The sequence below is a fragment of the Streptomyces sp. NPDC001941 genome (assembly GCF_040296945.1).
GTDB lineage: Bacteria > Actinomycetota > Actinomycetes > Streptomycetales > Streptomycetaceae > Streptomyces.
Map to the genome: position 1 here is coordinate 39567 of NZ_JBEOYE010000052.1, position 20862 is coordinate 60428.

Annotated in this window: 15 protein-coding genes; 10 read left to right on the forward strand and 5 right to left on the reverse strand. The window is 73.2% G+C overall.

Annotation, left to right across the window (positions count from 1 at the left end):
* Positions 1-24: 24 nt before the first annotated feature.
* The 7 genes from ABT160_RS29470 (at position 25) to ABT160_RS29500 (ending at position 8638) form a co-directional block, all read left to right on the forward strand.
* Complete coding sequence (locus tag ABT160_RS29470; RefSeq protein ID WP_351650919.1) at positions 25-2271, forward strand: pectate lyase-like domain-containing protein; 2247 nt, start codon at positions 25-27, stop codon at positions 2269-2271.
* Entirely contained in the window at positions 2268-3515 is a 1248-nt protein-coding gene (locus tag ABT160_RS29475) for a ThuA domain-containing protein (protein WP_351650920.1), read from the forward strand. Before ABT160_RS29470 ends, ABT160_RS29475 begins: the two co-directional genes overlap by 4 nt.
* A gap of 143 nt (positions 3516-3658) precedes the next feature.
* Positions 3659-4111 (forward strand): phage tail protein, encoded by a 453-nt coding sequence (locus ABT160_RS29480; RefSeq protein ID WP_351650921.1) that lies wholly within the window; start codon positions 3659-3661, stop codon positions 4109-4111.
* Between the two features lie 470 nt (positions 4112-4581).
* Entirely contained in the window at positions 4582-5187 is a 606-nt protein-coding gene (locus ABT160_RS29485) for a helix-turn-helix domain-containing protein (RefSeq protein WP_351650923.1), read from the forward strand.
* A gap of 282 nt (positions 5188-5469) precedes the next feature.
* Positions 5470-6474, forward strand: coding sequence for an asparagine synthetase A (locus ABT160_RS29490; protein WP_351650924.1), 1005 nt, complete (start codon positions 5470-5472; stop codon positions 6472-6474).
* A 16-nt stretch (positions 6475-6490) separates the two neighbouring features.
* Positions 6491-7369: a helix-turn-helix transcriptional regulator gene (locus tag ABT160_RS29495; RefSeq protein WP_351650925.1), complete on the forward strand. Its 879-nt coding sequence runs from the start codon at positions 6491-6493 to the stop codon at positions 7367-7369.
* A gap of 12 nt (positions 7370-7381) precedes the next feature.
* Positions 7382-8638, forward strand: a complete 1257-nt coding sequence (locus ABT160_RS29500; protein WP_351650926.1) for an ATP-grasp domain-containing protein — start codon at positions 7382-7384, stop codon at positions 8636-8638.
* Positions 8639-8804: 166 nt separating this feature from the next.
* Here ABT160_RS29500 and ABT160_RS29505 read toward each other — a convergent pair whose 3' ends face one another.
* The 4 genes from ABT160_RS29505 to ABT160_RS29520 form a co-directional block, all read right to left on the reverse strand.
* Positions 8805-11885: a non-ribosomal peptide synthetase gene (locus ABT160_RS29505; protein ID WP_351650928.1), complete on the reverse strand. Its 3081-nt coding sequence runs from the start codon at positions 11883-11885 to the stop codon at positions 8805-8807.
* Between the two features lie 75 nt (positions 11886-11960).
* Complete coding sequence (locus ABT160_RS29510; protein WP_351650930.1) at positions 11961-13778, reverse strand: amino acid adenylation domain-containing protein; 1818 nt, start codon at positions 13776-13778, stop codon at positions 11961-11963.
* Positions 13775-13999 (reverse strand): MbtH family protein, encoded by a 225-nt coding sequence (locus tag ABT160_RS29515; protein WP_351650931.1) that lies wholly within the window; start codon positions 13997-13999, stop codon positions 13775-13777. Before ABT160_RS29515 ends, ABT160_RS29510 begins: the two co-directional genes overlap by 4 nt.
* Entirely contained in the window at positions 13977-15257 is a 1281-nt protein-coding gene (locus ABT160_RS29520; protein ID WP_351650932.1) for a glutamate synthase-related protein, read from the reverse strand. Before ABT160_RS29520 ends, ABT160_RS29515 begins: the two co-directional genes overlap by 23 nt.
* A gap of 248 nt (positions 15258-15505) precedes the next feature.
* Here ABT160_RS29520 and ABT160_RS29525 point away from each other — a divergent pair, with 248 nt between their 5' ends.
* Complete coding sequence (locus ABT160_RS29525; protein WP_351650933.1) at positions 15506-16672, forward strand: LeuA family protein; 1167 nt, start codon at positions 15506-15508, stop codon at positions 16670-16672.
* 262 nt (positions 16673-16934) lie between these two features.
* Here the strand turns inward: ABT160_RS29525 and ABT160_RS29530 are convergent, their stop codons facing one another.
* Complete coding sequence (locus ABT160_RS29530; protein ID WP_351650934.1) at positions 16935-17930, reverse strand: TauD/TfdA family dioxygenase; 996 nt, start codon at positions 17928-17930, stop codon at positions 16935-16937.
* Between the two features lie 333 nt (positions 17931-18263).
* On the opposite strand from ABT160_RS29530, the gene leuC reads away from it, so the two are divergent.
* Positions 18264-19643, forward strand: a complete 1380-nt coding sequence (gene leuC, locus ABT160_RS29535) for a 3-isopropylmalate dehydratase large subunit (RefSeq protein WP_351650935.1) — start codon at positions 18264-18266, stop codon at positions 19641-19643.
* Positions 19644-19776: 133 nt separating this feature from the next.
* Complete coding sequence (gene leuD, locus ABT160_RS29540) at positions 19777-20862, forward strand: 3-isopropylmalate dehydratase small subunit (protein WP_351650937.1); 1086 nt, start codon at positions 19777-19779, stop codon at positions 20860-20862.

The window sequence follows — 20862 nt, forward strand, 5'->3', positions numbered from 1 at the left end:
CGCCACCCCCACCAAGGAGCCGCCATGCAACTCGTCCCCAGCGGGGCCGGAACCCGGCGCCCCGCCCGCACCCGAACGCGCTCGCGCACCCGCCGGCCCGGCGCCGCCCTGGCCGCCGGAGCGCTGTACTGCTCGGCGCTCGTCGCCCTCGCCCCGGCGCCCGCCCACGCCGCCGCTGCCGCCGCCGAGATACCCACCGGCACGGTCACGGTCGTGAACGCGGGCAGCGGCAAGTGCCTCGACGCCCGCGCCGCGTCGACCGCCAACGGCACCGCCGTCCAGCAGTACGCGTGCAACACCACCACCGCACAGCAGTGGACCGTCTCCGCCACCTCCGACGGGTACGTCAGGCTCGGCAGCCGCAACGACGCCGCGCAGGTCCTCGACGTCACCGGCGTCTCCACCGCCGACAACGCGAAGGTCCAGCTGTGGACCTACGGCGGCGGCACCAACCAGCAGTGGCGGGCCGTCGACGAGGGCGACGGCACCTTCCGCCTGGTCAACCGCAACAGCGCCAAGTGCCTCGACGTCCCGGGCGGCTCCACCGCCGACAGCGTCCAGCTGGTCCAGTACGCCTGCAACGGCACGGCCGCCCAGCGCTTCCGCGTCACCCCGGTCGCCACCGCGCCCGGCGACGTCGACCTCGGGCCCAACGTCGTGGTGTTCGACCCCTCCATGCCCTCGTCGAGCATCCAGAGCAGGCTCAACACCATCTTCCAGCGCCAGGAGACCAACCAGTTCGGCCCGGACCGCTACGCCGTCCTGTTCAAGCCCGGCACCTACGCCAACGACGTCAACGTCGGCTTCTACACCCAGGTCGCGGGCCTGGGCCAGTCGCCCGACTCGGTGACCATCAACGGCGCCGTGCACGTCGAGGCCGACTGGTTCCCGCCGCAGAACGCCACGCAGAACTTCTGGCGCGGCGCGGAGAACCTCTCGGTCAACCCCACCGGCGGCACCGACCGCTGGGCCGTCTCCCAGGCGTCCGCGTACCGCCGCATGCACGTGCGCGGAAACCTGGAGCTCAGCGACGGCGGCTGGTCCAGCGGCGGCTTCATGGCCGACACCAAGGTCGACGGCCAGGTGCGCTCCGGCACCCAGCAGCAGTGGCTGACCCGCAACTCCCAGCTCGCCTCCTGGACGGGGTCGAACTGGAACATGGTCTTCGTCGGCAGCCAGGGCGTGCCCGGCAACAGCTTCCCCAACCCGCCGCACACGACCGTCGACCGCACCCCCGTCGTACGCGAGAAGCCCTACCTCACCGTCGACGCCACCGGCGCGTACAAGGTCGTCGTGCCCGCCACCCGCGCCGACTCCACCGGCACCACATGGGCCTCCGGCACCGGACCCGGCACGCAGCTCGGCATCGACCGCTTCCACGTCGTCAAGCCCGGCGCGACCGCCGCCGAGATCAACACCGCGCTGGCCGCGGGCAAGGACCTCCTGGTCACCCCGGGCGTCTACCACCTCAACCAGACCCTGAGGGTGACCCGTCCCGACACCGTGGTCCTCGGCCTGGGCCTGGCCACCTTCGTCCCCGACAACGGCATCACGGCCATGACCGTCGCCGACGTCGACGGCGTGAAGATCGCGGGCGTCCTCTTCGACGCCGGTACGGTCAACTCCCCGTCGCTCCTGGAGATCGGGCCCGCCGGGTCGTCCGCCTCCCACGCGGCGAACCCCAGCTCGCTGCACGACGTCTACTTCCGCATCGGCGGCGCCGGCGTCGGCAAGGCCACCACCAGCCTGGTCGTCAACAGCGACCACGTCATCGGCGACCACATGTGGATCTGGCGGGCCGACCACGGCAGCGGCGTCGGCTGGACCACGAACACCGCGGACACCGGCCTGGTCGTCAACGGCGACGACGTCACCCTGTACGGCCTGTTCGTCGAGCACTACCAGAAGTACCAGACCGTGTGGAACGGCAACCGGGGCCGCACGTACTTCTACCAGAACGAGATGCCCTACGACCCGCCCAACCAGGCAGCCTGGACGAACGGTGCGACCCAGGGCTACGCCGCGTACAAGGTCGCCGACTCCGTCACCAGCCACCAGGCCTACGGCCTCGGCAGCTACTGCTACTTCAACGTCAACCCCGGTGTCACCGCCGAGCACGCCATCGAGGCGCCCAACCGGCCCGACGTCCGCTTCCGCTCCATGGTCACCGTCTCCCTCGGCGGCACCGGCACGATCCGCCACGTCGTCAACGACCGCGGCGGCCCGTCCAACTCCTCCACCAACGTGGCGAACCTGGTGAGCTACCCGTGAAACGACTCCTGCTGGGCCTGATCGCACTGACGGCGCTGCTCCTGGGCACGGTCGGGCCGCCCGCCCAGGCGGCCCCCGCCGCCCCCGACTTCCGCGTGCTCGCCCTCTACTCCGGCACCTGGGACGCGGCCCACATCGACTTCGTCAAGGAAGCCAACGACTGGTTCCCGAAGACGGCGGCGGCCAACAACTTCTCCTACACCTCCAGCAACGACTGGAACATCCTCGCGGGCGGCGGCGTGGACGCCTACGACGTCGTGCTCTTCCTCGACGACGCGCCCAAGACGGCCGCCCAGCGCACGGGCTTCGAGCGCTACGTCCGGGGCGGCGGCGCCTGGCTCGGCTTCCACGTCTCCGCCTTCACCACCGAAGCGTCCGCCTGGAGCTGGTACTACGACGACTTCCTGGGCAGCGGCAACTTCCGCTCCAACACCTGGGGTCCCACCACGGCGGTCCTGCGCACCGAGAACGCGGGACACCCCGCCGCCGCGTCACTCCCGCCGACGTGGACCTCGGCGGTCAGCGAGTGGTACAGCTGGTCCAACAACCTGCGGGCCAACCCCTCCATCAAGGTGCTCGCCTCGGTGGACCCGGTCAGCTTCCCGCTCGGCACCGACCCGAACCAGTCCTGGTACAGCGGTGACTACCCCATCGTCTGGACGAACACCAAGTACCGCATGCTGTACGCCAACTTCGGCCACAACGCGATGAACTACGCCACCAACACCCGCACCTCGTCCACCTTCGCCTCCGCCACCCAGAACCGGTTCCTGGTCGACGCCCTCAAGTGGCTGGGCGGCGCCCCCGCGTCCACCGGTCCCTGGAACACCCTCACCTCCCGGGCCAACGGCCTGTGCGTCGACTCCCGCGCGGCGTCGACGGCCAACGGCACGGCCGTGCAGCAGTACGCGTGCAACGGCACGGGGGCCCAGCAGTTCCGCCTCACCGCGACGGACGGCGGCTACGTGCGCCTCGCGAGCCGCAACGACCCGGCCCAGGTGGTCGACGTCACCGACCGCTCCACCGCCGACAACGCCCCCGTCCAGCTCTGGGCCTACGCCGGAGGCACCAACCAGCAGTGGCGGCCGGTCGCGGAACCGTCCGGCGCCCAGCACTTCGTGGCGCGCCACAGCGGCAAGTGCCTCGCCGTGGCCACCACGGCGGCGACCAACTCGGTGCAACTCGTCCAGCGAAGCTGCGACGACTCCGCGTCACAGAGCTTCCGCCTGACGGCGCAGCCCTGAGACCGCGCGTCCCCGAGCGGGGACGGGGACCCGCGCCCGTCGGCCTGTCGGCCGACGGGCGCGGGGTTTGCGCCGACGCCACCGGGACAGGCGCAGGTCAGAGTCCTTTTCAGCCACCCAGACCACCCAGACCGGAGCTGCCCATGACCGCGTCCGCAGGCACGGCCGAGTTCACCTACCCCGTTCCGCTCTTCGCCTTCTCCGTCGACTTCGGCGGTGAGGAAGGGGCCGACCTGCACGCCGGAGGGGTGAGCGGCCTGGAGCCCGGCGGCGGCGCGGGTCCGCACAGCGCGGGCGGCACCTTCCGGATCCACACCCGGCCGGAATCGCCGGAAGTCGCCTTCACCCGGTGCCGGCTCGCCGTCGACGGCCCGCTGTACGAGTGGATCAGCGGCTTCTCGCCGACGTCGGGCGTCAAGCAGGACCTGACGATCAGCCTCACCGACGAGACCGGGAAGAACCTCCTGGTCACCTGGGACCTCGTGGACGCCTTCCCCGCCGGGGTGGGCGCGGTGTCGGTCGACGACGCCACGGGGGAGGCGTCCGTGGAGTCGCTGGTCCTGCGCGGCGACAAGCTCCTGGTCACCGCCCACTGATCCGGGCCGGGTCCAACTAGCGTACAGATTCGGCCAATTGGCAGTTTTACAGTGGCGTACGCAGACCGTGCGGATCCGGCCGCCGGTGCCGCGCGGCCCCGTACGCCTGCCTCGCAGGTCAGACGTGACGAAGTCGAGAAGATCCTCCAACTCCCTTGCCGGGCCTGACCGTTCGGGCACCGGCTTTGCCCGTTCGGTCGGCGGGCGCGACGATGGCGGCCCGGAGTGGCGTCCCACCTGTGGATACGGGCCCGAGGGCGCGGGTCGCCCGAAGGTTGTCGTGAAGCGTAGGCGTGCGACGGTCCTTACCTGGAAGGCGTAGGAGGAAGCTTCCTATGGTGGAGGGACGACGTCGCCGGACGCGCCGAGCGCGGCGACACCGGAGGCCACGAAACGGATCCGGGGGAGCACGGTCCACCAGATGCCCGAGTTGTCGGAGTGACCTCATGGAGAATCCTCAATTCGCCGAGATGCTGATGCGTACCAGGTTGCGTTCCGGCATCACCCAACAGCAGCTGGCCGATCTCTCCACCGTCAGTTCCCGCGCCATCAGGAACCTGGAGAAAGGGCATGTGCGCCATCCGCGGAAAGAGACCGTCCAACTGCTCGCCGACGCGCTCCGCATCGACGGGTCGACCCGGACCCGACTGCTGACGCTCGCCGTCGACGAGAACTCCCGCCACGAGCGGCGCGAGGGACACGGGTTCCACGAACACCCCCTCGGGCACGTGCGGGAACCGGGATTATCCGGATCCGCGCTCGGCCAGGACGCGATTCCCCTCGCCTCTCCGGCCTCTCCTGCCATTCCTCCGGGAATCCGCCCGGGCGCCACACCGCCGGAAAGCGCCACCGCCGCATCCGGTGCTGACGCCGGTGCCGGCACCGGAACCGGCCGCGAAGAGGAACCTGCCGGTGGTCGCGGCGCACGGACCCCCGCGTACGAGTACAAGTCCGTGCCGCTGTCCGAGGGCGCCGACCCCGGCGCGACGGACATCCTGAACGGCGCCGCCCGCGAGGGCTGGCGACTGGCGGCCGTCGACTCCGGAACCGCCTACCTGGAGCGCCGCGCGGGCTGAGCCCGCGCCCGGCCGCCGTCGCGCGGCCCGCGCCCCACGGGAAACCGCTCCCCGAGCGGCACCGCCCGCGGGGCGCGCCGCCGTGCCCGTAACCGCTCGTCGAACTGCCGGAATTCCGGTCATATTCCGCCGGAAGATGCCGGAGTCGCAGCCTCCCTCCCCTAGCGTAAATCAGGCCAAGTTCTTCACCTGAGCCTTGAGCGAAGAGCCTCGAAGCCTCACGAGAAAGCTTCAGGAGAACGCCCCAGGAGAACGCCCCAAGAGAACGAGGGAGCACGAAGAATGTCAGCACCCGCGATCACTGCCACCACGGCCTTTCCACCCGGGCCGCGCGCCCACCTCACCTCCGACACCACCCGCGGCATTCTGCGCCTGCAGAACTCATTCCTGCGCCACGCCCGCGAATTCCTGCGCGAAGCCGGATTCGTCGAACTCCTCCCGCCCGTCATCGGCCCCGTCACCGACCCCGGGATCCGCGGAGCCAAACAGGTCGACGTCGATTTCTACGGCCACCGCTACAAACTCATGACGAGCGCCTTCGTCTACAAGCAGACGGCCCTGCTCGCCTACGACAAGATCTTCTACGTCGCCCCGAACGTACGGATGGAACCGCTCGAGACCTGTTCCACGCAGCGCCACCTCGCGGAGTTCCACCAGCTCGACATCGAGATGGCGCACACCAGCCGCGAACAGGTCATGGACCTGGCCGAGGAACTGATCGCCACCGCCACCCGCGCGGTCATCGCCGAGGCGGAACCCGAGCTGCGGGAGCTGGGGCGCGACGTCGACGCACTGCGGGCGATGCTCGCGGCCCCCTTCGAGCGGCTCACCCACGCGGACGCGGTCAGCCGCCTCGTCGACGGCGGCCACGCCCAGAGCGCCGCGGCCGAGATCGACTGGGAGGGCGAGCGGATTCTCTCCGAGGGCAGCGCCCGCCCGGTGTTCCTGACCGACTACCCCAAGGGCTCGCGCGTCTTCCTGGAGCGCGAGGACAGTGAACGGCCGCGCGTGCTGCGGACGTTCGACCTGCTCATGTCGGAGGGGTACGGCGAGGTCATCAGCGGCGGCGAACGCGAGTCGGACTACCGGCGGCTGATCACCCGGATGCGCGAGACGGGGGAGAACCCCGCCAAGTACGGCTGGTACCTGGAAGAGGTGAAGAAGGGCATCCCGCCGAGCGCCGGCTTCGGACTCGGCATCCAGCGCTTCACCCGCTACCTCGTGGGCGCCGACTACGTGTGGCAGACCACCGCCTTCCCGAAACTGCCCGGCGTCGTCTCGCCCTGACCGAGGAGATGCCGAGATGAGCCGCATCACGAGCCATCCGCACCGCGAGCACGGCGCGACCGCGCGGGGCGAGGTGCTGCCCGCTGCCAAGTTCCTCGACCACTTCCTGCCCCGGCACCCCCCACGCCCCGCCGGGGCCGCGGTGAAGGCGACCGCCGCGACCGGACCCGCCACGGCGCCCACGCCCGCGCAGGTCCTCCCGCCCCCGCCCCCGCCCGCCCCGCCCGCCGAACCGCCCAGGGTTCTGCTGGTCGACGGCGACCCCGTCTCCCGCCAGGTCTTCGGCGGCACGCTGCACGCCGACGACCAGGTCAGCCTGGTCGCCACCGGAGACATGCGCCGCCCGCCCGCCGAGTGGCCGCTGCACCGCGCCGACCTGACGATCCTGGTCTCGGGGCCCCTTGAGAACCACGTCCTCAAGGCCCAGGACGTCACCCGCCGCGGCGGCCGGACCCTCCTGGTCGGCGTCGACTGGACCAAGCACCGCCTCGACGCCGCCCTGGCCTCGGGCGCCTCCGGCTGCCTCAGCAAGGACTGGGCGCTGTCCCACCTGCCCCAGGCGGCGGCCGCCGCCGCGACCGGGCACGTCGTGCTCTCCCCGGACCTGGTCGGACTCTGCGTGGCGATGCGGCCCGCGGACGCCGGCCGCAACCTCGCGGTCCGGCTGCGCTGCCTGACCCGCCGGGAGCGGGAGGTGCTGACCCTGCTCGCGGAGGGGATGTCCACCGGAGAGGTGTCCGACTGCCTCGTCGTCTCCCCGGCCACCATCAAGAGCCACGTCTCCCACGCCCTGACCAAACTGTGCGTGCGCAACCGCCTCGAAGCGGTCCTGCTGATGCAGGCGGCCCTGGGCTGCGGTGTCCAGCACGGCGAACCCCGCCCCGGAGAGATCTGAAAGGTACCGTTCATGCCCGCATACGTCCTGGTGGGATACAGCGCGGACCTGCTCCGCATCCTCGACGGATTCCTGGCGCCCGACAGCGTCCTCGTCGTGGACGAACCCGAAGTGCTCGCCGTACGGGGCGCCCGCGACCGCACCGGCGAGATCCCCTGCTTCGCGGGCGTCGAGCCCGCACCGGTCCAGACCGGTCCAGACCGGCTCCCCGGACTGCTCGACCGGCCGCCCGGCGTGCGCGCCGTGCTGCCGGGCAACGACTACGGCGTCGTGGCCGCCGCCGTCCTCGCCGACGCCTGGGGCCTGCCGGGCCCGGGCACCGAGGCGGCCCGGGTCTTCCGCGACAAGCGCCGCCAGCGGCGGCTCGCCGACGAGGCGGGCATCCCGCAGCCCGCCTGGCGGGAGGTGACCGGAGCGGCCGAGGCGGCGGACTTCGCCGCAGGATGTCCCGACGGCTTCGTCCTCAAGCCCGCCACACTCCAGTCCAGCGAGGGCGTGCTGCTCCTGGACCCGGGGGCGGACGTGGCCGCCGCCTGGCGGCACACCACCGCGCCCAACGCCACCGGCGGGACCATGCGCCTGCGCGGCGGCCCGGGCTCCTACCTGGCCGAACGGCGGCTCCTGGGCGAGGAGTTCAGCGCGGAACTGCTCGTACGCGACGGAGTTCCGCTGTTCTTCAACGCGACCGCCAAGCGGCTGCTCGGCGGAGTGCACCCGGTCGAGATGGGACACGTCGTGCCGGCCCCGCCCGACGGCGGTGTCACCGGCGCACTGCGCGACAGCATGCTTGCCCTGGCCCGAGCGGCCGGGTTCCGCACCGGGGTCATGCACGGCGAGTGGATCGTCGAGGACGGTGTGCCGCACCTGGTGGAGTGCGCGGCCCGGCTGCCCGGCGACCAGATCCACCTGCTCATCGAACTCGCCTACGACTGGAGCCTGTTGCGGAACTGGTTCCGCGTCGCGGCCGGCGAGGAGCCCGAGCCGGTCCCCGCGCGGCCGTCCGGCGCCGCCATCCGGTTCCTCGGCGTGCCCCCGGGCCGCGTCACGTCCGTGACCGGGGTCGACGAAGCGTGCTCCACGCCGGGGGTGCACGACGTCGCCGTCTCCGTCGGGGTGGGCTCGCACGTCGAGCCGATCCGCAGCTCCTGGGAGCGCTCCGGCTTCGTCATCGCCACGGGCCAGGACGGCAGGGGCGCCGAACGCACCGCCCGTACGGCGTCCGAGCGCATCCTCATCAGCACCGAGCAGGACGCGATGGCCGGAGCCTGACGCACGCGGTCGTCGCACCACGCGCGTGCCCCGCCGGGATCCGGCGGGGCACGCGCATGCGTGGTACGGGCACGACAGCAGAGGAGAGCCACTGGGGTACGACAGCGGGACCGCCGTGCGTCGGCACGACGGTCCCGTCACCCGTGTCCGGCCGCGGCCGGTTCCGTCAGTCCCGGGCGGGCGCCAGCTCCTCGGCCAGGGCCGCCACCGACGGACGCCGCAGCAGCGTGCGCAGGCGCACCTCCTGCCCGAACTCCGCCTTGATCCGGCCCAGCAGGCGCAGCGCCAGGATCGAGTGGCCCCCCAGGTGGAAGAAGTCGTCCTCCACGCCGACCCGCTCCAGGCCGAGCACCTCGGCGAACACGACGGACAGCCGGGCCCGCAGGGGGTCGTCCGGGGCGGGCGCGGACGGTGCCGCCGACCCGTACACCGGGGCGGGCAGCGCCCTGCGGTCCAGCTTGCCGTTGGGTGTCGTGGGGAAGCGGTCGAGGGTCACGTACGCCACCGGCCTCAGGTGCTCGGGCAGCGCGGCGGACGCGTGCCCGCGCAGCTCCTCCGCCCCGGGCGCCGCGTCCCCGTCCGGCACCACGTAGGCGACGAGCCGCTGGTCCCCGGGGCCCTCGGTGCGCACCAGGACCCGGACGCCACGGACGCCCGGGTGCCGGGCGAGCGCCGCCTCCACCTCGGACGGCTCGATCCGGAAGCCGCGCAACTTCACCTGGTCGTCCCGGCGGCCCAGGTACTCCACGACCCCGTCGGCGCGCCAGCGGGCCAGGTCGCCGGAGCGGTACATGCGGCTGCCCGGCGGGCCGTACGGGTCCGCCACGAAGCGCTCGGCCGTCATCCCGGCCTCGCCCAGGTACCCGTGCGCCTCGCCCACGCCGCCGAGGTACACCTCGCCCACCATGCCGGGCGGCAGGACCCGCAGCCGGTCGTCGAGGACGTAGAAGTGCTTGTTGGCCACCGGGCCGCCCAGCGGGACGGCGCCGTCCAGGCAGTCGTCGAGGACCACCCGCCGGAAGACCGTCACCATCATGCACTCCAGCGGCGAGTAGGCGTTGACCAGGCTCAGCCCGGGGCGGCGGCGCAGCAGGCGCTCCAGGTGCCCGGGGGAGGCGGCCTCGCCGCCGGTCAGCACCAGCCGGACCGTGTCGAACGCCGAAGGATGGCTGTCCATCAGGAAGTTGAGGAGGCTGGAGGAGAAGTGGGCCACGGTGACGCGGTGCTCGCCCATCAGGCGCACCGCCACCTCGGGTTCGGGCGCCCCGCCCGGCTGGAGGACGCAGGTGGCGCCGGCGAACAGCGCCGAGAGCAGCTCGAAGGCGAAGGCGTCCCAGGACATCGGGGAGCACTGCAGCACCACGTCCGAGGGCGTCACCCGGGCGAACTCCTGCCCGAACAGGCTGCCGACGAGCGCGCGGTGCGGCGCCACCACGCCCTTCGGCTTGCCCTGCGACCCGGAGGTGAACAGCACGCAGGCGGGGTCCTCGCCGTCGACCGCCACCCCCGGGTCGGTCCCGGGCACCCCCTCCAAGACCGCCGCGTCGTCGATCCGTACGAGACGCGGGCCGTCCGGCCCCGCCACCGCGTCCGGCAGCGGCCGGTCGCTCACCACGGTCCGGCACCCGGTCGCCCGTACGCACTCGGCGGCCCGGGCGTCGGGGAAGTCCGGGTCCAGCAGGACGTAGGCGGCGCCGGACTTGAGCGCCGCGAGCAGCGCCGTGACGAGGCGGGGACCGCGCTCAAGGCGCACCCCCACCCAGTCGCCCCGGCCGACACCGAGCGCGACCAGGTGGTGCGCCAACTGGTTCGCGCGCCGGTCCAGTTCGCCGTACGAGACGCGCTCGCCGTCGAAGACCAGCGCCGTGGCGCGGGGCGCGCGTGCCGCCTGCTCGGAGAACACCGTGTGCACGCAGGGTTGTTGCGGCAGGGGGAAGCGCGCGCCCCGGCCCGCCGCCAGCATCCGCCCGGCCTCCTCGGCGTCGCACGGCTCCACGTCGCCGGGGCGCGTCGAGGGTGCGTCCGCGATGACGTCCAGGACGCGCGTCAGCTGCCGGGCCAGTGCGCGTGCGAGGGGTCCCGGCACCCGGCTCGCGTCGTGGTGCAGCCGCACCGAGAGCCGCTCGCCGGGCGTCACCACGACCGTCACCGGGTAGTGCGCCCTCTCCTCGACCCCGACGTCACCGACCCGCAGGCCGTCGAAGTCCTGTGTCCCGGTGGGTCCTTCGGGGGCCGCTTCCACGGCCAGCGTGGTGTCCAGGAGGGGGCTGGCGATACCGGCGGCCCGCGCCGCCTCGCCGAGTCCGGCGTGGTCGTGCGGGTGCAGGGCCAGGCGCCTGGCCCGTACGTCGGCGAGCAGCTCGGCCAGGGTCGCGGCCTCGCCCGTGCGCACTCGTACGGGCACCGTGTTGACGAGCATGCCCACCATGTCGTGCACGCCCTCCAGTTCGGCCGGGCGCCCGCCGAGGACGGCGCCGAACGTGACGTCCTCGCGGTCGGAGTGGCGCGCGAGCACCAGCGCCCACGCGCCCTGGACCGCGGTCGTGAGCGTCACGTTCAGGCTCCGCACCCGGGCGAGCAGGTCGGCCGTGCGCCGGGGCGAGAGTTCTTCCACGGCGGTCGCCCAGCGCGGGGGCGCACCAGCGGACTCCGGGGCGAGGAGCGTCGGGGGCGCGTCCGCCAGCTCCCGCCGCCAGGCCCGCTCCGCGCCCTCCCGGTCGCGCCCCGCCAGCCAGCCCAGGAACCCCCGGTACGGCACCGCGGGCGCGAGCTCCCGCCCCGCGTACCCGGCGAAGACCTCGCGCAGCAGCACCGAGGCGCTCCAGCCGTCGAGCACGCAGTGGTGCGCGGTGACCGCGAAGCGGTGGCGGTCCGCGCCGTCGCGCACCAGGTCGAAACGGATCAGCGGGCCGCCCTCGACCCCGAGGCCGTCCGTGCGCGCGGCCCGCAGTGCGGCGTCGCCGCCGCCCGGGCCCGCCACCGCCCAGCAGGGCTCCACCTCGTGCGGCACGACCTGCACGGGCTGCCCGTTGGCCCGGTGGTGGATCCGGGCCCGTAGATGGGGATGGCGCACCAGCGTCTGCCGTGCGGCGGCGCGCAGTCGCGCCTCGTCCAGCGGACCCTCCAGCGGGACGGTGTACTGCGCGACGTACACCCCGCGCGCACCGCCCTCCGCCAGCGAGTGGAACAGGATGCCTTCCTGCAGGGGCGTGAGGGGGAGTATCGCGTCGATGGCCGGTGCGGACATCTGTCCTCCACTTCGGGACGGGTCGGGTGGCCCGGTCCGGGCCACCCGCGCGGGGCGACCCGGCCCGGGCGGAGGTCAGCCGCGGGACAGCTGCGCGGCCAGGGAGTCGTACTCGCTCGGGTCGAGGTCGGGCAGCAGCTCCGGCTCCGGGGCCGTGTCCACCACCGGTTCCAACCGGTGTGCCACAGAGGCGAGTTCAGCGAGCGAGGCGGAGCCGACGACATCGGCGACGGTGAGCGCGAGGCCCTGTGCGCGAGCCCGGTTCACCAGGCGCATCGCCGTCATGCTGTCACCGCCCAGGCCGACGAAGGAGTGCCCCGGGGCCGCCTCGCCCGCCGGGCGCCGCAGCACCTCGTCGGTCGCGCCGCACAGCCACGCGGTCACGCCGTCGGCGGGCTCGGGGTTCGTTCCGTCGGCGGGCGCGTCGGGTTCCGCTCCGGGGCGCGGCGGCTCGGGCAGCGCCGCCCGGTCGAGCTTGCCGTTGCCAGTCAGCGGCACCCGGTCCAGTACCGCCCACGCGGTGGGGACCAGCGCGTCCGGCAGCGAGCCCCGAAGGTGTGCTGCCAACTCGCCTGCGTCGGGCGAGGGTTCGCCGGGCGCGGGCACCACGAAGCAGGCCAGCCAGCGGTCGCCGTCCGGCGGCCCGGCGAGGACCACCGCGGCCTGGGTGACCGCCGGGTGGGTGCACAGCACCGACTCGATCTCCCCGAGCTCGACGCGGCGCCCGCGGAACTTCACCTGGCCGTCGGTGCGGCCGATGAACTCCAGTGCCCCGTCGGCCCGTTGGCGCGCGAGGTCGCCCGTGCGGTAGAGCCGCGAGCCGGGCGGGCCCAGCGGGTTGGCCACGAACCGCTCCGCCGTGAGACCCGGCCGGGCCAGGTACCCTTCGGCGAGCTGCACGCCCGAGAGGTACAGCTCGCCCGTCACCCCGGCGGGCAGCGGCCGCAGGCGCTCGTCGAGCACGTGCGCACCGGTGTCCGCCACCGGCACGCCGATCGGCACGCCGTGCGGGTCGGCGCCGGGCAGGCAGGGCCACGCGGTGGCCGCCACCGTGACCTCGGTCGGCCCGTACAGGTTGTGCAGCTCGGCGTCGAGCAGGCCCAGGCAGCGGTCGCGCAGCGAGACCGGCAGCGCCTCGCCGATGCAGATGACCCGCCGCAGCCCCCGGCAGTGCACCGCGACGTCCGCGTCCAGGAACAGCCGCAGCATCGAGGGGACGAACTGCACGGTGGTCACGCCCCGGCGCGCGATGAGCGCGGCCAGGCCGTGCGGCTCGCGCTCCATCCCGGGCGGCGCGACGACCAGGGCGGCGCCGCACGTCAGCGGCCAGAAGTACTCGTACGTGGACACGTCGAAGCCCACCGGCGTCTTCACCAGGACCCGGTCGTCCGCCGCCGGTGGGAAGGCCCTCCGCATCCAGAGCAGATGGCGGGCGATCGCCTCCTGGCGCACCACGACGCCCTTGGGACGGCCGGTGGAGCCGGAGGTGTACATGATGTACGCGGGATCCTCCGGGCGCGCACGGACCACCGGGTCCTCCGCTCCCGCTGCCGCCGCACGGCGCGGCGCGGGAAGCGCCGTCAGCACCCGGTCGGGCGCCGCCTCCTGGAGTATCAGCGCGGCCCGGCCCTCCGGGACGTCCTTGTCCAGCGGCAGGTAGGCCGCACCGGCGGTCATCACGCCGAGCAGCGCGACCACCAGGTCGGGGGAGCGGTCCATGCGGACCGCCACCACGCTGCCCGGCCCGATGCCCTCCTGCCGCAGGGAGCCGGCCAGTTCCCGCACCCGGCGCCAGAGCGCCGCGTAGTCCAGGGTGACCCGGTCCGAGACCACGGCGGTGGCGTACGGGGTGCGCTCCGCCTGCGCGGCGACGAGTTCGGGGAGCGTGGTCACCGTACCGGCCCCGCTCCGGCCGGGGCCGGCTCGCCCGGCCGCGGGGCCACCACCGTGAAGTGGCGGTCCACGTACTCCAGGCAGGCCGCCCGGTCCCGTCGCGTCAGCACCACCCGCCAGCCGTCCGGCACGCCGATGCCGTCGGGCCACAGCGAGTGGCGCCCCTGGTCGTTGACGAGCACCAGGTAGGAGGCCGAGTCATCCTCGAACGGATTCGCCATGGGGCACCTCTTCCTTCCGTACGGTCGGCAGCGGGCCGACGTCGTCCCTGTTCACCGCGGTCGTGTCGTACTTGCCGAGGGCGCTGATCAGCATGCGCACCTCCAGGTCCAGGCAGGCCGCCAGCCTCAGCAGGCCCTCGTCGGGGTCCTCGTCGGCCGCGACCAGGGCCGCCCGGCCCAGGCCCACCGCGCGCGCCCCGAGCGCCAGGCTCTTCACCACCCGGCTCCCCTCCCACATCCGACCGCCCGCGAGCAGGCAACCGGGGCCGTCCCCGGCGGCCAGCAGGCAGTTGAGGAGCGGCAGGCCCACGTGGTCGAGGAAGCTGCCGGGCGCCCAGCCCGTGCCGCCCTCCGCGCCGTCCACCGTGACGCTGTCCGCGCCGGCGTCCCAGGCCACCCGGGCGGCGGCGCCCACGTCCCGGCCCGGGTGGAGCTTCACCCACACCCGGGCGCGCGGGTAGTTGTTGCGCATCAGGTTGACCTGCTGGCGCAGGATCTCCTCCGTGTACGTACCGGGGCTGGAGGCACGCAGCGTGCGGCCGTCACCGGGGATCGGCAGCAGCGCGTACTGCTCCGCCACCGCCGCCGCGGCCGCGCCGTCCATCAGCGTCATCCCGCCCAGGCCGGGCTTCGCGCCCTGACCCGTCTTCAACTCGAAGGCCAGCCGCCCCGCTTCGAGGAACGGCCGGGCCGCCGGATCGCTGTAGACCAGGTTCCACACCTCCGCGTCGGCGTCCTCGGTGCTCTGCTGCACCACGATGCCGCCGTGGCGCCCGTCGCCCTCCTCCCCGTACGCCTCGATCCTGGCGAGCAGCGCCTTGGCGGGCTGGGTGCCGAGCCGTCCGTAGCCGATGACCGGCACCACGTTCTCGCCGACGACCAGCGGAATGCCGAGCCGGGCCGCCTGGCGCCCGAGCGAGGTGCCCAGGTCGCCGCGGGCCGCGGCGGTGGAGCCGAACGCCGAGACGTAGAAGGGCAGTCGGGAGGGGAAACCGCCGATCGTGGTCTCCAGGCTCACGTCCGACGGCATCGGCTCCCGCCCGAGGTCGATCAGCTTCTCCAGCCGCTGCTCCATGAAGACCGGCGGCAGCAGCCGCAGCCGGTCCAGCGGGTCGTCCGGCGCCGGTCCGGCCCAGCCGCTGCCGTAGAGCGTGGCGCCGTAGCCGTCGAGCGGCGGGAAAGCCGCTTCGATCCCCGTGCGCGCGCGATGGCGCACGGCGGCCTCCGGAAATCCTGGCGCGCGCAGCATGCCGCTCATGCGGGCCTCCGTAAGGGAATGTGAGATCCCGTCGCAATGGTTCGCCATGGGTGGCCACCAACCTAGTCCGGGCCCCACGAGCACCCGGAACTTCCGGTCGGAACTTTCCCCGGAACCACGGAACACGGTCCGGAGGGTGAAGTCATCTCCGCCCGGGGTGGAGGGAGTTGGGCGCGGGAATGATTGACCGCCCCGCGGCCCGCGTGGCTCGATGTGGGGTACTTGGAAGGCCGCGAAAGGGGCTACCGATGGAAAAGCGTCGAGTTTCCATTTTCGACACCACTCTGCGGGACGGCGAACAGGCGCCGTGCAATTCCATGAAACCGAAGGAGAAACTGGAACTCGCGCTGCGGATCGAGGCGCTCGGGGTCGACGTCATCGAGACCGGCTTCCCCGCCTCCTCGCCCGCCGAGACCGAGGCCACCCGGCTGATCTCCCGCCACCTCACCCGTGCCAGGTTCACCACGTTCTGCCGCGCCGTGCGCTCCGACATCGACTGCGCGGTGGCCGCGGGCGGCACCCGCAACCACGAGGTCCAGATCCTGGCCACCTCCAGCGAACTGCACCTCGAACGCAAGCGCAGGATCTCCCGCAAGGAGTCCATCGACGAGATCGTCGACTGCGTCACCCACGCCCGCAGGATGGGCGTGCCGTACATCTCGCTCGCCCTCGAGGACGCCTCGCGGGGCTCCGACGAACTGCTGCGCGCCCAGATCGAGGCGGGCGTCGACGCGGGGGTCACCTGCGTCGTGGCGGCCGACACCTCCGGTTGCATGACACCGGCCGAGTACGGCGAGCTGATGGGCAAGGTGCGCTCCTGGACGCCCCGGCCCATCAGCGTGTTCACCCACTGCCACGAGGACTTCGGGCTCTCCACGGCCAACACCCTCGCCGGCCTTCAGGCCGGTGCCGACGGCGTGCAGACCACGGTCGGCGGCATCGGGGAGCGCGCGGGCAACGCCGCGCTGGAGGAGCTGGTCGCGCTCCTGTCGTACAAGAGCGACTCCCTGGGCCTCTACACCGACATCGACACCGTCGCCATGTACGCCGTGTACGACGCGCTGCGCGACGTCATCGGCCTGGAGCAGCCGCGCAACAAGGCGATCTTCGGCACGTACGCCTTCGGCAGCGCCGCCGGGATCCACCAGGCGGGGATCCTGCGGGACCCCTCGACGTACGAGTTCGTGGAACCCGACCGGTTCGGCCGCGAGCGCTCCCTGCTGATCGCCCGCCACTCGGGCCGCTCGGTGCTGCGCCACCTGCTGGACAACATGCGGGTGGACGTCGACGAGGACCGGATGGAGGCGCTCTACCGCCGGCACATCACCGAACGCGTCGGCGGCGACTGCGAGGACATCTCCGTGCTGCGGCGCAGGCTCGCCGACGAACTGCTCACCGTCGGCGCCGCGCGCTGAGAGACGGACCCGCCGCGCACGAGGGCGGTGGGAGGCGGACTTCCCGGTCCGGCTCCCACCGCCCTCGTCGTGCGCCGGGGCGCGTACGGCCCTCCTGCTACGCGTACGAGTCGTACGGCCGCGGAGTCCCCGCGCCACGGGCGCCCCGGCCTCGCCACGTGGGGGAGGAGCACGTGTGCGGCAGGGGCTCGTGTGTAGGCGGGGCACGCGTGTGGGCGGCCCGTCCACCAGGACGGGCCGCCCACTGACGGTTCCGGACGGTTCAGTCGTCGATCAGGCCCCGCACCCCGCCCTTCCAGCGCCCCGAGAACGCGTCGGCCGTCGCCTCGTCGCGGAACGCGTACGTCTTCAGCAGCCAACGCGTCGCGGCCCGGTCCGCGTCCAGGATCTCGATGCGGTCCCGGCTGTGCAGCCCGTCCTGGTTGGCGAAAAGCAGCAGGTCCCCGTCGCGCAGGCGGTGGCGCTGCTTCTCGGCCACGACCAGCGCGTTCTTCAGGGCGAGCAGCGCGTCCTTGGCCTCGCCGGGGGCGTCCGGCAGGACGGTGGTCGTCGTCTCCAGGTAGCGGATCGAGTGGTCGCCCTCCAGGATCGGGTGCGCGCCCGAGGAGCGCTGACTGCGGTTGGTGTCGCGGGAGAAGGCGTCGAACGACGTCGTGAAGTACGGCTTGCGCAGGATCTTCTGGTCCTCGTCCGCCAGGTTCCGCAGCAGGGCGCGACCGCTGACGAACGTCGTGTAGATGACCTCGTCCTGCGGGCAGCGCATGCCCAGCAGGGCGATGTGGTCGGCGCGGGCCCAGTGCGCGGTGCGGTCGTTGTGGAACGGCAGCTCGCTGTCGCTGAACCCCGTCTGCATCCCGCTGTACTTGTTGATCGCGATGACGTCGGTGAAGAAGTCCCCGTTGTTCCGGCTGCCGTACGCCATGAGAGGCGTCCGGGTCAGCCGGGCGACCAGGGCGAGGAACGCCTCGCCGACGAAGGTCGTCTTCTTGCGGTACTTGTCCGCGACCGGGTCGTCGAGGTCGAGTTCGGGGACCTGCGGGTCGACGGGGCAGTTGCGCAGCACGTGCGCCTCGCTGCGGCCGCTGCGCCGGTCGAGGCGGACGCGTTCGCACGCCTCCACCAGGAACCCCGGGGCGTCGACCTGCGCCACTCCCGCGACGAATTCCCGGTGGTTGCGGTACGGATTTCCTGGCACGGCGGCGAGCACGGCGGTCAGTTCGTCGCGCTGGCCCGGGGTGAGTACGTGAATCGGTTCCATTCCGCCATGCTCCGCCCGCGCTTCGCGCGATTCATCGGTCGACCGGCCGAGCGAACTCCACCCGGGGACGAGGGAGTTCATCACCCCTGTCGATTCACGGGCCCGTCCGCGGGTGTTTCGTTGAGCCGGAGGGAGCGATCACGGGCACCGGCCGGGAGGAGCGGGTCGCGAAAGCCCCGTACGACCGGTCGCGAAAGCCCCGTACGAGCCGATCCGAGCTGATCCGATCCGAGTCGGTCCGACGCACCACCGACTCGGATTCGTCACCAACTCCGATCACCACCCACTCGGATCACAACGAATTCCGATCACCACGAATGCGGAGGTGCCCGCGTGTCACCCCAGACACTGGCCGCGAAGGTGTGGCGCGAGCACGTCGTGCGCCGGACCGGCGCCGGCAACGACCTGCTCTACATCGACCTGCACCTCCTGCACGAGGTGAACACCCCGCAGGCCTTCGCCGGGCTGCGGGCCGCCGGCCGCACCGTACGCCGCCCGGACCTGACGCTGGGCACCGAGGACCACAGCACCCCGACGGTCGCCGTCGACCACGCCGACCCGGACCCGGCACGGCGGCGCCAGCGGCGGACCATGGCGCGCAACTGCGCCGAGTTCCGCATCCCGATGCACCGCCTCGGCAGCGCGTCCCAGGGCATCGTGCACGTCATCGGACCCGAACTCGGCCTGGTCAGGCCGGGGACGACGGTCGTCTGCTGCGACTCGCACACCACGACCCTCGGCGCGTTCGGCGCACTCGCCCTCGGCATCGGCACCAGCCAGGTCGAACACGTCCTGGCCACCCAGACCCTCTCCCTGGCCCGCCCGAAGGACATGGCCGTGACGGTGAACGGCACCCTTCCGACGGGCAGCACGGCGAAGGACCTGGCCCTCGCGGTCATCCACCGGGTCGGCACGGCCGGCGCGCAGGGCCACGTGGTGGAGTTCCGCGGCGAGGCCGTGCGGGCGCTGTCCATGGAGGGCCGCATGACGCTGTGCAACATGGCCGTCGAGATGGGCGCCCGGGCCGGGATCGTGGCCGCGGACGAGGTCACCCGGGAGTACCTGCGCCGGGCGGCGCCCCGCGACGCCGGACGGTTCGACGGCCTCGCGCTCGACGGCGACCCGGACGCGCCCTTCGACCGCGAGGTCGAGCTGGACGGCGCCCGGGTGCTGCCGCGCGTGTCCTGGGGCACCAACCCCGCGCAGAGCGTGCCGCTGGACGGCACGGTGCCCGACCCGGGCGGACTGGCCGACGCGGCCGAGGCGACCGCCGCCCGCAGGGCCCTGGACTACATGGGCCTGGCCCCCGGCACCCGCGTACGGGACATCGCCGTCGACACCGTCTTCATCGGCTCGTGCACCAACAGCCGCATCGAGGACCTGCGGGCCGCCGCCTCCGTCCTGCGCGGCCGCCGGGTCCGGGTGGACACCGTCGTGGTGCCCGGCTCGGCCCGGGTGCGCAGGCAGGCCGTGGCGGAGGGCCTGGACCAGGACTTCGCCCGGGCCGGGGCCGACTTCCGGGCCGCGCCCGGCTGCTCCCTGTGCGTCGGCCTCGGCGAGGACCGGCTCGCGCCCGGCGTCCGCTCCGCCTCCACCACCAACCGCAACTTCGAGGGCCGCCAGGGCACCGGATCGCGCACCCACCTCGTCTCGCCCGCGGTCGCGGCGGCCACCGCCGTACGCGGCCGGATCACGGGTCCCGACGACCTGTGACGGGCGGGCGGCCCGCGCCCGGGGCGCGACCCCACGGCGGCACCGGACCGCGCACCGCGCTCCGGCCCCGCGCGCCCCGGGCACGCGCCCACCCCGGGCCCCACGGCCCCACCGACCAGGAGAGGAGAAGGCGATGACGTCGACGACACCGGCCGCACCCGCGGCCACGGCGGACGCGGCCCCCGACCCCGGCGCCCGCACGCCCGCGCCGCCCCCACCCGCCGGCGCGCACACCGGGACCGCCGTCCCGCTGCGCGTGCGCGACGTGGACACCGACCAGATCATCCCGGCGCGCTTCTGCACCAACACCGAGCGGACGGGCTTCGCCGAGGGCCTGTTCGCCGACTGGCGGGCCGCCGGGTCCGGATGCGTCCTGGACGACCCGCGCCACCACGGCGCCAGCGTGATCGTCGCCGCCGAGAACTTCGGCACCGGCTCCTCGCGCGAGGCCGCCGTCTGGGCGCTCGCCCAGAGCGGCGTCCGCGCGGTCCTCTCGCCCCGCTTCGGGGACATCTTCCGCGCCAACGCCTGGCTCAACGGGCTGTACGCCGTCACCGTGCCGCAGTCTTTCGTCGACGCCGTCTGGCGCGCCGTCGACGACGACCCGGCCACCGAGGTCCGGGTGGACCTCGCCGACCTCACCGTCACCGCGGCCGGACTCGTCCAGCCCTTCGCGCTGGACGCCGACACCCAGATCCGCCTGCTGCGCGGCCAGGACGCCATCGGCGCCACGCTCCACCACGAGGACGACGTCCGTACGTACGAGGCGCGCAGGGCCCCCACCCCGACGACCACGGCCCGCTTCCCGGCGGCGAAGGACCGGCCCCTCGCGGGCCGGACCCGCCGGGCGGGCCAGGAGGCGACCATGCCACCCGAGGACTCCGTGCACGCGCTGTACCGCCGCATCGACGAGGGCGACTTCACCGGCTTCGCCGCGCTCTTCCACGAGGACGCCGTCTACCACCGGCCCGGCAGCCCCGCGCTGGTCGGCCGCGACGCCATCGAGGCGTACTACCGGGACGAGCGCACCGTCGCCGACGGCACGCACACGCTCTCCCGGGTGCTGCTCAGCGACGGCGCCCTCGCGGTCGACGGCTCCTTCAGCGGCCACCTCACCGACGGCCGGGAACAGGCCCACCGGTTCGCCGAGATCTACGAGTTCGGGCCGGACGGCCTCTTCACCCGCCGCGACTCCTTCCTGTTCGTCCTCAACTTCTGA

What these genes read in the sequence shown, in the direction of transcription:
- ABT160_RS29470 (WP_351650919.1), top strand. Translation starts at nt 25, where the DNA reads ATGCAACTCGTCCCCAGCGGGGCCGGAACCCGGCGCCCCGCCCGCACC.
- ABT160_RS29480 (WP_351650921.1), top strand. Translation starts at nt 3,659, where the DNA reads ATGACCGCGTCCGCAGGCACGGCCGAGTTCACCTACCCCGTTCCGCTC.
- ABT160_RS29485 (WP_351650923.1), top strand. Translation starts at nt 4,582, where the DNA reads ATGCTGATGCGTACCAGGTTGCGTTCCGGCATCACCCAACAGCAGCTG.
- ABT160_RS29490 (WP_351650924.1), top strand. Translation starts at nt 5,470, where the DNA reads ATGTCAGCACCCGCGATCACTGCCACCACGGCCTTTCCACCCGGGCCG.
- ABT160_RS29495 (WP_351650925.1), top strand. Translation starts at nt 6,491, where the DNA reads ATGAGCCGCATCACGAGCCATCCGCACCGCGAGCACGGCGCGACCGCG.
- ABT160_RS29500 (WP_351650926.1), top strand. Translation starts at nt 7,382, where the DNA reads ATGCCCGCATACGTCCTGGTGGGATACAGCGCGGACCTGCTCCGCATC.
- ABT160_RS29505 (WP_351650928.1), bottom strand. Translation starts at nt 11,885, where the DNA reads ATGTCCGCACCGGCCATCGACGCGATACTCCCCCTCACGCCCCTGCAG.
- ABT160_RS29515 (WP_351650931.1), bottom strand. Translation starts at nt 13,999, where the DNA reads ATGGCGAATCCGTTCGAGGATGACTCGGCCTCCTACCTGGTGCTCGTC.
- ABT160_RS29520 (WP_351650932.1), bottom strand. Translation starts at nt 15,257, where the DNA reads ATGAGCGGCATGCTGCGCGCGCCAGGATTTCCGGAGGCCGCCGTGCGC.
- ABT160_RS29525 (WP_351650933.1), top strand. Translation starts at nt 15,506, where the DNA reads ATGGAAAAGCGTCGAGTTTCCATTTTCGACACCACTCTGCGGGACGGC.
- ABT160_RS29530 (WP_351650934.1), bottom strand. Translation starts at nt 17,930, where the DNA reads ATGGAACCGATTCACGTACTCACCCCGGGCCAGCGCGACGAACTGACC.
- leuD (WP_351650937.1), top strand. Translation starts at nt 19,777, where the DNA reads ATGACGTCGACGACACCGGCCGCACCCGCGGCCACGGCGGACGCGGCC.